This window comes from uncultured Bifidobacterium sp., assembly GCF_945269915.1.
Lineage (GTDB): Bacteria > Actinomycetota > Actinomycetes > Actinomycetales > Bifidobacteriaceae > Bombiscardovia > Bombiscardovia indica.
In genome coordinates this window covers 1-13302 of record NZ_CALYOY010000041.1, presented here as the reverse complement: position 1 = coordinate 13302, position 13302 = coordinate 1, and the positions used below count along the sequence as shown (strand labels likewise).

The 13302-nt window shown below is 57.8% G+C and carries 13 protein-coding genes; 2 read left to right on the top strand and 11 right to left on the bottom strand.

Annotated elements, in window-relative coordinates; all coding sequences use genetic code 11:
- Positions 1 to 827: hypothetical protein (locus tag Q0K62_RS07240; RefSeq protein ID WP_297317305.1), on the top strand; the 827-nt coding region annotated here is incomplete at its 5' end.
- Between the two features lie 93 nt (positions 828 to 920).
- Here the strand turns inward: Q0K62_RS07240 and Q0K62_RS07235 are convergent.
- The 3 genes from Q0K62_RS07235 to Q0K62_RS07225 all read right to left on the bottom strand — a co-directional run bounded on the left by Q0K62_RS07235 (position 921) and on the right by Q0K62_RS07225 (position 4482).
- Positions 921 to 1805 (bottom strand): LysR family transcriptional regulator, encoded by an 885-nt coding sequence (locus tag Q0K62_RS07235; protein WP_297317304.1) that lies wholly within the window; start codon positions 1803 to 1805, stop codon positions 921 to 923.
- Between the two features lie 443 nt (positions 1806 to 2248).
- Entirely contained in the window at positions 2249 to 3583 is a 1335-nt protein-coding gene (locus tag Q0K62_RS07230; protein ID WP_297317303.1) for a gluconate:H+ symporter, read from the bottom strand.
- 119 nt (positions 3584 to 3702) lie between these two features.
- A complete protein-coding gene (locus Q0K62_RS07225; RefSeq protein WP_297317302.1) occupies positions 3703 to 4482 on the bottom strand; it encodes an SDR family NAD(P)-dependent oxidoreductase in 780 nt (259 codons plus the stop codon).
- Between the two features lie 274 nt (positions 4483 to 4756).
- Between Q0K62_RS07225 and Q0K62_RS07220 the strand changes: the two genes are divergently transcribed.
- Positions 4757 to 5788: a LacI family DNA-binding transcriptional regulator gene (locus Q0K62_RS07220; protein ID WP_297317301.1), complete on the top strand. Its 1032-nt coding sequence runs from the start codon at positions 4757 to 4759 to the stop codon at positions 5786 to 5788.
- A gap of 253 nt (positions 5789 to 6041) precedes the next feature.
- Here the strand turns inward: Q0K62_RS07220 and ptsP are convergent, their stop codons facing one another.
- The 8 genes from ptsP to Q0K62_RS07180 are packed head-to-tail and all read right to left on the bottom strand — an operon-like array spanning position 6042 to position 12610.
- Positions 6042 to 7655, bottom strand: a complete 1614-nt coding sequence (gene ptsP, locus Q0K62_RS07215) for a phosphoenolpyruvate--protein phosphotransferase (protein WP_297317300.1) — start codon at positions 7653 to 7655, stop codon at positions 6042 to 6044.
- Positions 7652 to 7912 carry an HPr family phosphocarrier protein gene (locus Q0K62_RS07210; protein ID WP_267430931.1) on the bottom strand — a complete coding sequence of 87 codons (261 nt, stop codon included), beginning with the start codon at positions 7910 to 7912 and terminating at the stop codon, positions 7652 to 7654. The genes ptsP and Q0K62_RS07210 overlap by 4 nt, the downstream gene beginning before the upstream one ends.
- Positions 7913 to 7922: 10 nt before the next feature.
- Positions 7923 to 8672 (bottom strand): D-allulose 6-phosphate 3-epimerase, encoded by a 750-nt coding sequence (gene alsE / locus Q0K62_RS07205; RefSeq protein ID WP_267444871.1) that lies wholly within the window; start codon positions 8670 to 8672, stop codon positions 7923 to 7925.
- A gap of 25 nt (positions 8673 to 8697) precedes the next feature.
- On the bottom strand, positions 8698 to 9816 hold the full coding sequence (locus tag Q0K62_RS07200) for a PTS fructose transporter subunit IIC (protein ID WP_297317299.1): 1119 nt from the start codon (positions 9814 to 9816) through the stop codon (positions 8698 to 8700).
- 37 nt (positions 9817 to 9853) lie between these two features.
- The gene (locus Q0K62_RS07195) at positions 9854 to 10165 is read right to left on the bottom strand and encodes a PTS fructose transporter subunit IIB (RefSeq protein ID WP_297317298.1); all 312 of its coding nucleotides are present in this window, start codon (positions 10163 to 10165) and stop codon (positions 9854 to 9856) included.
- Positions 10166 to 10206: 41 nt separating this feature from the next.
- Positions 10207 to 10674 carry a fructose PTS transporter subunit IIA gene (locus Q0K62_RS07190; protein WP_297317297.1) on the bottom strand — a complete coding sequence of 156 codons (468 nt, stop codon included), beginning with the start codon at positions 10672 to 10674 and terminating at the stop codon, positions 10207 to 10209.
- Positions 10671 to 11111 (bottom strand): PTS sugar transporter subunit IIA, encoded by a 441-nt coding sequence (locus tag Q0K62_RS07185; protein ID WP_297317296.1) that lies wholly within the window; start codon positions 11109 to 11111, stop codon positions 10671 to 10673. Before Q0K62_RS07185 ends, Q0K62_RS07190 begins: the two co-directional genes overlap by 4 nt.
- Positions 11108 to 12610, bottom strand: coding sequence for a PRD domain-containing protein (locus Q0K62_RS07180; RefSeq protein ID WP_297317295.1), 1503 nt, complete (start codon positions 12608 to 12610; stop codon positions 11108 to 11110). The genes Q0K62_RS07185 and Q0K62_RS07180 overlap by 4 nt, the downstream gene beginning before the upstream one ends.
- Between the last annotated feature and the right edge of the window lie 692 nt (positions 12611 to 13302).

The window sequence follows — 13302 nt, the reverse complement described above, 5'->3', positions numbered from 1 at the left end:
TGGTGGCCATCGCTCTTATATGGATCCACGTGCACGTCATTCCCCGCATCAGGAGTAATACACCCTTCATCCTGTTTTTTGACGCTTATACGGTTCTGGCGCTGAGCATCTATATCTGGGGTAAGTTGATCGCCCCTACCTCACCTAAACGTCAGGGACGGCTGGTGGAGAACCGCGAGCTCGCTCCAGGCATCCGACGAATTGCCATCGTGTTGGGACCCCAGGCAAAGGACTGGAAACCGGGTGATTTCTACTTCGTCAGTTTCCCACGCTCCGTTGGTCTGACCGGCGAACAGCATCCCTTCTCGGTCACCCGGGCCCAGCAAGAAGTCGACCCCCGCCTCGCCACCTTCACCGTCAAAGCCGCGGGGGACTATACCAATCTCCTTGAGACCGTTCCTCTGGACTCTGCAGTGTTTTTGGAAGGTCCTTTCGGTCAGTTCGACCGGTTTGTCTCCCCCTTCCCCGCAGACAGACCATTGATCCTGCTGGGAATGGGGGTCGGTATATCACCTCTGATTGGATTGGCCGAGACATACCAGGGAAGGCGATCAATCCACCTATTGTGGAGTGTCCATGAGGAGGAATCCGAAATATTCAAGGATGAGCTGGACACCTTGCTCAGTAACCACGCGGACTGCCGCTTGGACAGGCAGGACCATCGTTTCACCCTTGCGGACTTGGACCGGCTTCTATCTCCGGACGAAATCGAAACCGGCCTCTTCCTCATAGTGGGACCTGCACCTGGGGTCTTGCAGACAGAGCACATCCTGAAGAGACTGTCCGTTGGGCGCAATCGTCTGGTTGATGAGCGGTTGACCATGTAGAGCATCACTTCATGGGTGATTCTCTACTGATGGCCACACGCCGCCCCATTAATGCTCATTTCATAAAGCTGCACCCAGTCCAGTTGAGCTGAATCATTCTGAGACAGCTGACCGGAAATACTCGATGAACTCTTCCGCTGCAGGACTCAGCATCCGTTCCTTACGCCATACGAAGAGACAGCGGGTGGTCTTGGCCGGCTCGAGGGCCAGGAACCGCGTTCCAGACGGGTTACGATTGACTGTTGACCCCTCAAGGGTAAGAGCAGCGCCCATCCCGTCCCTGACCAGGGGCAGTACGTTGAAGATGAGGTTAAAGCTCCCGACGATATGAAGTCCATGAATCGGGGTCTGCGCCCACTCTGCCAGCATTTCGGGAATCCCATCCCTGCTGGGAACCAGTAAGGGACTTGAAAGAACGTCGGCTCTGGTCAATACGGACTTTTCCGCAAGCGGGGAACGATCAGACACCTGGAATCCCCAGTTCTCCTCTTCCGGCATCGGGAGTGAGGCATATCGGCCAACATTCACCGGTTCCAGGAGAATGGCCATATCCAAGAGTCCCTTGTCAAGCTGATCAATGATTATGTCGCTCGACCCGCTGATTATATTGAAGGAGACCAAGGGATGACGTCTGAAGAACCCTTCAACGACCCTTGCCAAAGTGTCCGAACCCATGGCCTCGACCGCCCCGATTGATATCCGACCGGTGAACAGCCGGCTTTGGCTTGATTCAAATTCAGTGACGGTGTCATGGGTCAGTTGCAGTATCTCGTCTGCCCTGTTCTGCAGGAAGCGGCCTGCAGGGGTTAGCGTGAGTTGACGCTGGTCACGAATCACGAGCTTGGCCCCCAGCTCATCTTCCAAAGACTTCAGTTGCCGGCTCAGTGTGGGTTGCGTGATTTGCAAACGCTCAGCAGCCGCCGTGATACTCCCCTCTTGGGCAATCACCGAGAAGTACCGGAGAAGTCGTAATTCCACGGGTCCCTCCTTATCCGTGCCGCCCACAGGACTGCTGCAAGGGGAATCGATTCCTCTACCCATGATAACGAGGAAATCAGAGGGTAAGAACTTGAACAAATGACTGAACTTATCGTGAAACACAATAGCTATTTGACGGATATTGCATTATCTTCGTTGCATTTGAATTCTATATACTACCGTAATCGTAGTCAGGTGAGACAAAGCCATTATTAAATGTTGCAGTACAACGAACTTAGCGGGCTCACGGACGCGCGCTCCGCGCCATCGATGCCGACGAGAACACAGTGAAGGAGGCCCTGGAACCGCTTGGGGCCGCCTATGAACTGACCAGGTCGCCGGCCCGACTGGATGAGATCCTCACACTCACCTCCCAGCCGGCACAGGACCAGTCCCTCAGGGGATGATCCGATCCTGTGCCATACAGAGGCACTGGCTTCCGTTCAGACCACCAGCGAGAGCAAAAGGACGGAAGCCAGACCCGTCACGGAAAGGACCGTGGTCACCGAGGTCCATGACATGAAGGTCTCCTTGAGACTGAGACCGAAGTACTCCTTGATCATCCAGAAGCCCGCATCGTTAACATGATCAGCCACAACCGAACCGGCGCCCACGGCCAGAACCATCAGTGCCGGGTTGACCGGCGACATGGCCATCAGGGGTGCCACAAGGCCTGCGGCGGTCAGGGACGCGACGGTTGCGGAACCCAGGCAGACCCTGAGAACCGCCGCCACCAACCAGGCGGCAATCAGGGGAGGCATGTTGATGTTGGCGAACATGGTGGATATGTAATCGGATATGCCTCCATCTACCAGGACCTGCTTGAAGGCACCACCGCCACCGATGATAAGGAGCATCATGGCGATCTGCTTGACGGATTCAGCCATCGAACCCGCGATTTCGGGCATCCGCTTGCCACGCGCATATCCCATAGACCAGACGGCGAAGCAGAGGGAGAGCAGCATGGCAATATCCGGGGCCCCGATGAAAGCTACAACCCTGCCTACCAGGGTGGCCTTGGGCAGGACGAAGGAGCAGATGGTAGCCACGGCAATCAGGATGACCGGCATCATGGAAGTCAGGACGCTGATCCAGAAGCGGGGAGTATCCTTCTCCTCGAATTCCCTGAAATCCCCCAGAACGGCCACATCAATGTTCTTGTGGTATATGGAGGGGCACACCTTGTGCAGGAAGGAATTGAAGAGTGGGCCTGCCACAATCACCGTGGGAATGGAGACGATGATGCCGTAGATCAGCACCTGACCCATATTGGCTCCCAGAGTGGCTGTGATGGCCGTCGGCGCGGGGTGGGGTGGCAGAAAGGCATGGGTCACGTTGAGGGTGGCAGCCATGGGAATGCCCAGGTACATCAGGGGCATGTCCAGCTCCCGGGCGATGACGAAAATAATGGGGAGAAGGACGACCAGTCCAACCTCGAAGAAGAGGGCGAGACCGACGATGAAGGAGGCGAGAACGACTGCTATCTGGATTCGTTTGCGCCCGAACCGGTTGATCAGGGTCATGGCGATGCGGTGGCCGCCGCCGGAATCGGAAACCAGTTTCCCCAGCATGGAGCCGAATCCAAAGATGATGGCCAAATGGCCCAGCTGTCCGCCTATACCCGTTTCAATGGTGGTGGGAATCTTGTCGGGCGGTATTTGCAGGACCAAGGCCGCGAGGATCGAGGTGATGACAAGGGAGACGAAAGTGTTGAGTTTGACCTTGACGATAAGAAATATGAGCACTGCGACGGCGCAGGCGACTATGAGAAGTTTCATGAGATGCTCTTTCGGATTTGATGACAATCACACCCTGTGAAACCCGGGATCTGCATCGACTCCGGGGGCGGGCAAGGGCCTCGACCGGGCTGATATCGCAATTCCCCGGTCGGGCATGATCAACGCAGAAGGTATCCACCGTCCACGGGAATCATCACACCGGTCACGTAGTCGGAGGCCTTGGAGCAGAGGAAGACCATGGTTCCCTTGAGCTCCACGGGCTCACCCCAATGCCCAGCGGGGATGTGGTCGCGAATCTCGACACTGCGGACGGGATCCTCCTGCAGGGCCTTGGTCATGGGGGTATTGATGTATCCGGGGGCTATGCCGTTGACCTGGACGTTATAGGGGGCCAGGGCATCCGCGTAGGCCCTGGTCAGCCCCAGGACCGCATGCTTACTGGCCGCATAGGGGAAGATGAATTTGCCGGCCCTGTAGGACTGCATGGAACCCACGTTGATGATCTTGCCCGACCGTTGCTTCATCATCACCTTGGCGACCTCGTGGGAAAGGTAGTACAGGGCGTTCAGGTTCAGGTCAATCACCGCACGCCAGTCCTCGTCCGGGAATTCCTCCAGGGGGTGACGGCGCTGCATACCGGCGTTGTTGATCAGCACATCAATCCTGCCGAACTCCTTCAGGGCGGTGTCGACCACCTTGTCAGCGGCCCCGTCCTCGGTGATGTCCTGCCTGAGGAAGACGACCCGTCGTCCATGGGCCTTCACGTATGTCTCCGTTTTCCCCCAATTGGTCTCGGTGTCGGAGACGACCAGGACATCGGCCCCTACCTGGGTGACGGCTTGGGTGTAGTACTCCCCAAGTCCACTGGCCCCACCTGTGATGATGATGACCTTATCGGTCAGGTCAAAGCTCTTCAACGAGAAGTCCTCGTCCACCATGGACTTTCCTTTCCCTCGGCTCAGGGTCGGCAGGCCGCATGGGCCCCGGCCGACATAGCGCAGTATCTATAGGTTATCGATAACCTATACTATTAAAACTACTCCGTTTCCATAGGTGTATCGATTACCTAAAGGTATACATGACACCCTTCACTATGTCAAATCGGATCGCCTCACCGAGACAGGATAACCGGGCGGCCAACCGATCAATCCAACAAATGGGCTAGCCTGAGACGTATAGAACCATCGCGCCGTAAGGCTCCAGGAGGACGGAATGGGCAAAGCCACCATAACGGACATCGCTCACGAAACAGGTGTATCCGTTACCACCGTCTCCCGTTTCATCAATGGCAACTACGGCAAGATGAGTGCAGAGACGCGCACACGCATCCAGACCACAATCGACAGGTTGCATTATTCACCCCGTGCCTCGGCCAGGCAGATGAGGCGCCGTCAGAGCATGATCGTAGGCGTCATTGTCGGCGACATTTCCAACGTCTTCTCCTCCCTGCTCTTCAAGGGAATCTACAACGTCCTGCAACCAGCGGGATATGATGTCATGCTGATGAACTCCAACAATTCCGTTGACCAGGAAAGGGACGAAATCACCCGTCTCCAGTCCCAGCAGGTCGACGGGCTGATCATCCAGCCGGACGCTCGGGACTTCAGGAACTATGAGACCATCACCGATTCACAGCTCCCCCTGGTCATGGTCGACAGGGAGATAGACGACCAGCCCCACCACATCAGCAAGGTCACCAGCGACAACTTCGACTCCTGTTTCTCCCTGGGGTCCCGCCTGCTGTCGGAGGGCTACGACAAGGTGGTCGTCCTTACCCGGGTCATGAGTCAGATATCCGCCCAGACCATCCGCGCCGACGGATTCACCAGGGCCGCCCAGGCACTCAAGAAGCGGGCGATACGCATCGAAGTTGGCGATCACGATGCAAACTGGCTCGACGATAGACTGTGCGATGAGATCGGTGGGTCCGAACAGAAGGCCGGATCGCGAACCCTGCTGGTATCACTGATGGGGCCACTCCTCTTCCAGACGCTGACATCCCTGAAGCGACTGAAACTGAACTTCCCCGATGACCTCGGCCTGGTCAGTTTCGACGACTGGGAGTGGTCCCGATATGTGCAGAAAGGCATTTACCTGCTGGAACAGGACCCGACGGCACTGGGCGAGCAGGCCGCGTCCAACCTCTGCCGGCAGATGGAGGCAGCCGCCGGGAATCAGGACCCCTACCAAGCCAGCAGGAGCCTTGTCCTACCCGTCAGGGATGTACCCGCATCATCGATTTGACGAACCGAGAAGGAAGGGTTGGCCCTTACTCCCACCCTGCATCCGGCGGGAAACGCCACATCAATCAGACACATAACCGTCTGGACGAATCTGATCCGACGGCTGCCCCTTGGTTTGATGAATCACTGCGAATGCGCGGAACCCGAACTGACGACCGTTTGCCGAATATGAGAATGGGGACCTCCGTCAAGAAGTCCCCATTGGGATTTGATTCGAATCAGGGGTTTCCCGGCTCTCAATCCGAATATCGCAATCAGCGGGAGCGAATGGCCTCCCTGACCGGCAGGACACTTGCCGGAGATACCGACAGTTCGTCCAGACCGTCCTCCAGGAAGGTCTTGGTCAGAGCCCGATCAGCACCCAGCTCACCACATATGCCACACCAGATGCCGGCACGGTGGGCCGCGTCCACGGTCATGTGAATCATGCGCAGAACCGCCGGCGAGTGCGGGTCGGCGAACTGCCCGAGATTTGGATTCTGTCGGTCGCATGCCAGGGTGTATTGGGTCAGATCGTTGGTCCCGATGGAGAAGAAGTCCACCTTTCGGGCCAACTCGGGAGCCATGATGACCGAGGCCGGGGTCTCGATCATGATACCCACCTGGATATCCTCTCTGAAGTCCACACCCTTACCACGCAACTCACTCTTGACCTGATCGATGATGACCCTGGCCTGGTCGACCTCGGTGGTGGAGGTGATCATGGGGAGCATGATCGCGATGTTACCGAAGGCGGAAGCCCGCAGGATGGCCCTGAGCTGCACCTTGAAGATCTCCGGCCTGGTCAGGCAGATGCGGATGGCCCGGTATCCCAGGGCAGGATTGGCCTCCTGCTTCAGACCGAAGTACCCGACCTGCTTGTCGGCACCGATATCCAAGGTGCGGATGATGACCGGCTTGTCACCCATCCGCTGGGCGACCTCCTTATAGGCCTGGAACTGGAACTCCTCAGTCGGGAAGTCATCGCTTTCCAGGTAGAGGAACTCGCTGCGGAAGAGACCGACCCCCTCGGCATCGTTGGCTTCTACCGCATCCAGGTCCGAAGGCCTCCCGATGTTTGCGTAAAGATGGACCTCCTGGCCCTCCTTGGTCCTGGTGGGCTTGCCCTTGAGTTCCTGGAGACGCTGCATGCGTTCCCGGTACTCCCGCTGCCGGGCCTCATAGGACCCCAGGGTCTCTTTGTCAGGGTCGATCAGCACCAGGCCCTGGCTGCCATCCACAATGGCGGTCAGCCCCTGGTCCTCGGGCCTGGGACTCTGACCAAGGCCGATGACGGCCGGCAACCCCATGGTCCTGGCCAGGATGGCAGTATGCGAGTTGGCCGAGCCCTGGCTGGTGGCGAAGCCGAGCACCTGGGAGGGGTCCATCTGTGCGGTCTGGCTGGGGGCCAGGTCGGAAGCCATGATGATGGTCGCCTGGTCCTGTTGCCCTGCCTGGACCCCTGAACCCAGATTATCGATCAGTCGCCGGGAGACATCCTTCACATCGGCCGCCCGGGCCTGCATATACGGGGAGTCCATGGCGGCGAACATATCAGCAAACCTCTGCGCGGTGGCATCCACTGCGAACTCGGCGTTGACCTTGTCCGACCGGATCTGCCCCTCGATCCCCTCCACATAATCCGGATCCTTGAGCATGAGCCGGTGGGTGTCGAAGAGTTCAGCCTTGTCCTCGCCGATTCTGGCTGCGGTATCCTCGCGAAGCTTGGCCAGCTGGTCCATGGAGACCTGCTGAGCCTGGTGGAAGCGCTCAATTTCGGCCTGGGGGTCGTCAACCGTGCGACGTTCCACCTGACCGGCCTCCTCCAGTACCTTGATGGGGCCGATGGCGATGCCGGCCGAGACGCCGGTACCTTTCAGCTCCCTCATAGATTCTCCTTGAAGAAGGCCTGGAGTTCCTCGGCTGCCTTGTCCTGGTCCGGACCATCGACGGTCACGTCAATCACGTCGCCCTGCTTCGCCCCCAAGGCCATGACCGCAAAGATGCGCTTGGCGTCCGCCGTGGTGCCATTGTCATCCAAAATGATGGAGGACCGGTACTTCTGCGCCTCCTCGACCAGCCTTCCAGCGGGCCTGGCATGCATGCCCTCAGGATCGGAAATGGTAAAGGTGAATTCAGTTGCCATGGTTTCCTCCTCAGTTCTGGCTGACGTAACAGCCGTTGTCGAACCGGTAGCCCGTGGATTCCTCATATTCGCGGACCATCTGATTCCAGGAGTCCTCGATCCGTTCGGTCAGGCCGAACAGGCCGGAGCGGCCGATTACGTAGATGTCCGGGTCCGCATCCGAAATCAGCTTCCAGTGAGCCAGGTTGGTGGACCCGTCCATCTCGATCTGATAACCGTAACCGTGTTCGTCTCGCATCTTGCGCAGCTGGACGATCTTGTCCAGGCAGACGGACAGGAAGCGCTGCCCGGCGAACCCCGGATCGATGGTCATGATGGTGACCTTGTCCAACAGGTCGATATAGGGCAGGATGGTCTCGACCGGGGTCTCCGGGTTGAGCACCATGCCGGCCTTGAGACCGGCATCGTGGATCTGGTCGATCAACCGGAAGGCCACCCCGTTGGAGACCTCGACCGGAATGCAGATCATCTCGCACTTGATGTCAATCAGCTGCTGGACCCAGAAGGGGGCGTCGGTCACCATCAGATGGGCCGACATGGGCAGATCGGAGATCTTGCGCGTCTGCTCGATGAACCACGGCGACAGGGTGATGTTGGGCACGAAGTGACCATCCATGATATCGATGTGGTAGAGGTTGACCCTGCTGTTCAGGAAGCCGATCTGCTCCCTGAACCGGTCCAGATCCATGGTCATCAGCGAGGGGGCCAGTTGGATCCGCCGCGAACGCGTGGCCAGTGTCTGTGCGCTTGTTGCTGTCATTTGGATTGCATTTCCTTAGGTTGGTTTACATTACCTGGATATCGTCCAGGTTCAGATCCTCTTCATCCTCGGCTCCGGCGGCCACGGGCTCATCGGCACCTTCGGGGATGTTCTTCTTGATCAGGGCGTAGACGATACCGGTCACCAGAATGTTGGCGGCGATGGCCAGGAGACCGACCCACCACTTGGCACCCATGGTCGGCAGCATCAGGAAGCCTCCGAAGGGAACGGTGGCACCCTTGCCGTCGGAGAGGGACATGAGGATGGCCCCCTCGCACATGCCACCGAGACCGGCGGCCACGATGCCCCTGACCAGGTCATTCATGACGATGGGGATCGAGCCTTCGACGATGTTGACCACGCCCATGGGCACGGCCGACTTCAAGGTCTCGACCTCTTCATGGGTGTAGATCCGCTTGCGCAGGAGCTTGGCCACCAGGTAGGCGAAACCGAAGCCGATGGGGGTTGCGGTGTTGGTCAACTGGAGGGCGGTGACGGGGCCGTTGATGCCCTGGGCCTGAAGGGTCAGGGCGAAGGCGAAGGCCGTCTTGTTGATGGGGCCGCCGAAATCGACGATGCTGAGCGCGCCCAGGACACCACCGAAGATCAGGTTGGAGGCACCGTTCATGCTGGTCAACAGGTTGGTCAGCCAAGTGGTGAACCAGGCCACAGGGGTACCAACGATATAGACCATGATCAGGCCGCTCAGGAGGGATGCCAGGAAGGGCACGATCAGGGTGGGCATGAGTCCCTTGGCCCAACTCGGTACCTTGACATACCTGAGTACGGCGAAGGCCAGCCAGCCTCCGATGTATCCGCCGATGATGCCTCCGATGAAACCGGCGCTGATGGCCACCGCCGCCAGGCCGGTCACGAAGCCGGGCGCGATGCCGGGCTTGCCTGCAATCGAGAAGGCGATGCCGGTGGCGATGATGACGGGCAAAAGGCCAAGGGCCTTACCGCCCAGTGTGGCCAAGGCCTGGAAGAAGTCGAACTTCCCCATGACCAGACTGTCCTGGGCCTTGCCGCCGAAGGCCATACCGATGGCGATGATGAAGCCGGCACCACATACAATCGGGATCATGTAGGAGATGGCGGTCAGTAGGTGGCCCTTGAAGTTGGCCTTCTTCATAAATTGTTTCATGATGACTTCCTTGTCCGCATGGTTGCGTCCGCTTGATTCACTTTCCGGCGATTTCGTGAAGCTTGGCGATGAGCTTGTTGGGGGACTTGATGGCGGTTTCCGTGGAGACCTTGACCACTTTCTTCCCCTTGAAACGCTCCTCGTCTGCGATCTTGACATCAACGGCCAGGATGACCACATCCGCCTGTTCGATGTCCTCCGCCGTCAGGGCGTTCTCGATGCCGATGGTGCCCTGGGTTTCAATCTTGATGTCGTCACCTGCGGCCTTGGCGGCATCCTCCAGCTTCTGCTGGGCCAGATATGTGTGCGCAATACCGATGGTGCACGCAGTCACCCCAACGATCTTCATGATTGATTACTCCTTCTCTTTTTGTATGTATATGCGATACATCATTTGGTCAGGGCCGCTACGACCTGGTCCTGGCTGGATGCCTGGAGGAGGTCATGGACAACGTCGGCCTTGGCAAGCTTGCGTGCGAATTCGGAAAGCAGTTGAAGATGCCGTTTGGAACCCTCGTCATCTGCGCCGACCGCGAAGAGAACGACCACCTTGGCACCGGTATCGTCCAGCGATTCCCACTCGATTTCGTGATCGAGGATGGCAATGGCCACGCCATTCCTCTTCACCGTGTCACTCCTGCCATGGGGTATGGCCACGTGCTCGCCAATGCCCGTGGCACCCTGGGCCTCACGCTCATGGAGGGCTTTGAGGAATTCATCCACCGAATCTATATATCCGGCATCATGCAGTCGTTGAGCCAGGTCCTCGAATACCTCTTCCTTGGTATCGGCCTTGAGCCCGGTGACCACTGTCCGTGTGTCGATCGCCTCACTGAGTGATGCTGAATCCACAATCATTTCCCTTCTGTCAGTAATATCTGCTGAACATCTCTATCCGTGCCCGCCTGGAGCACCTTCATGAAGACCTCATCGGCCATATGCCGATAAAGCATCCGCAATCTCGCCATGTCCTCGCCTTCGGGTTCCTCCGGCAGGAGGGTGATCAAAATCCGGTCCACGTCATGCCTGCCATCCCAACGCTGAATGGGGTCACGCAGTTTGGTGTAGAAGAGGAGGCATCCGCGGACTTCGGATGTCTGCGCATGGGGGTTGGCCAGGTCGGTATCGACCAAGGTACTGCCGGCGGCTTCACGGGCCATGAGCTGTTCCCGGAGTCGGTCCGGATCCCTGACCAATCCCATACCGCGCAGGCGGTCCGTCGCCCAGTCGAAGAACCCGAAGACATCAACCGGCGTCATACCCAGATCGGGATCCCACTCCGTGATCGCTCTCATCGGCCAGCCTCCCCGCTGCGAATCTGATCGGCCGTGCGCTCAAGGCGTTCCTGATCCTCGATGGTCAGCATGGCGCTGACAACAAGCGTGGGCATGGTCAGGCTCTCGGGAAGACCAACGGTCGAGACGATCAGGCTGATTTCAGGGTGCCTGTCCAAGACGGCGTCAATGTCCTTGACCGCCACCGTCTCCACGATGTTCAGGTCTGAGAACCGACGCTCTATCTTGGAGCGGAGCAGCTGTGCCGTGCCCAGACCAGTGGTGCAGACCAGTAGGATGTTGACCGGCATGCGCAGGTTCTCGACTGCCTGCGCAAAATAGACCGTGATGAACCCGACTTCCTCCTCGTCGATGTGGTTCAGGCCGAAACGCTCCTCCAACCGTTTCGTGGCATCCTGGACCGTCCGGAAAAGGTGGGGGTACTCCAGACGGATCTGCTCCAAGAGATTGTTGTTGACCTTGATCTTGTTCTGCAGCCGATTCAGGAGGGGCTTCATGTGCTTGGCCAGACCGGAGAACAACTCCCGGTTGTCGATATCGCCATAGCGGGGATCAAGAGCCACCTGCTCGATCAGATACTGGGTGGCCGAGCGTACCTCTTCGGGAATCTCGGCCGGGGTCGACAGGCCGCCTTCGATCCTTGAAGAGGTCAGGTACTGGTAGAGGTAGTAGATCTCGGCATCGGGAAGGTCCGCGTCCAGGTACATTTTGACGTTTTCGATCACGGAGCGGCATACGTCCATGACCTTGGAATGCTCCTCCGGACCGCCATAACCCTCCGGGCAGGTCGTATCCTCCATCAGGGAACCCACCCTACGAAAGCGTTCTATGAGTATGTAGAGGTGGGTGAAGATGTTGACCCGGTAAGGATAGGGAATCTCCGCATGGATCAATTCCTCAATCAGATCGAGCTGCTTGTTAACGAAAGCGGCATCGCGCTGCTCTATGCTCTGGTTGGGTTGCATAAACTGATGATTTGCAAGGTCCCCCTCATCGACGAACAGGCTGCTGATGGCCCGACGGATATCCGCTTCGGCACCCTCGACCCAGACATACCCGCTGACCCGTTCCAAAGACAGACGAAACCTGCCCAGCATCAGGCGCAGCGCGCGCAAGTCAGTGGCCATGGAGGAGTCGCCGATATAGTACTTCGCCCACAGCTCGCTCATCCGATACTTCTGTGGTGCCGTAATCAACAGACGCTTGACGATTTCGTCGCGACGTTCAATGGATGAAAGACGGCTGACATCGACATTGGCATCGCCCATGGCGCATCCTACATCACCGAAGGAAACGGCTTCCGGATTGCGCAACCGGTACCCACGACCGCGCTTGGCCTCAATGAGTTCATGCTGACCGCTTTGTTGGTTGATCTGTCTGACGGCCCGGGAGATGGTCTTGGTCGACACCTTGAGAGCAGCAGAGAGCTCCGATCCACGAACGAAATCGCGACGATTGAGCAAATACCCAATCAGCGACTTCCTGAATCCGGTCTCCATCGCCCAACCTCCTTTACAAGAAATCGTAAGTTGGTTGAGGTCCACCGGAACTGGTGTGTAATGTTGACTTGAGTCCGTTGACAGGGGACATATGAATACAGGCCGCTCCGCCTGCTACCACGCCGATCAGAACCGGCATGAACAATACGACTACAGAATACCCATCCTGTGTTTCGGCAATATACCGACCGTTCCGAGCGTTATCACCTGCCCGGTCCCGTCGACCACCGAAGGTCTGCACAACTCCGGTCCCGCTATCAATGAATCAACAAACACCTAGGCAGACCACAGCCGTGTACTTACAATACTTCACTACCTACTACTTACCACTGACTACTACTTGCTTACCATTACTTACTACTCAATCATGCACCGAGGATCAACGCTTCCACGATTGGCGTGTCGCCAACGAGGATGTTGGAAACACTCTGATGGTCTTCCTGATATCGATACAATCCGCCAGGCACCCGGCCGCATCCGGAATCGGTATCCTGCCCGGCCCCGAAGAAGAGACCTCCATGCGTCCCGTGCCTTCTCTTGGGTCAGGGTACCAGGCTCGATGATCGTCCTTAATCAGACTGTCGGCGACAATCTGCAATTCGCTTCCTTGAATACGTCCCTGTGCCATATTGGTCAAATGGTGATGTGTATGGGTTTGTGGTCGTGGTCGGTCCGGTCGCTGACGTTGCGCC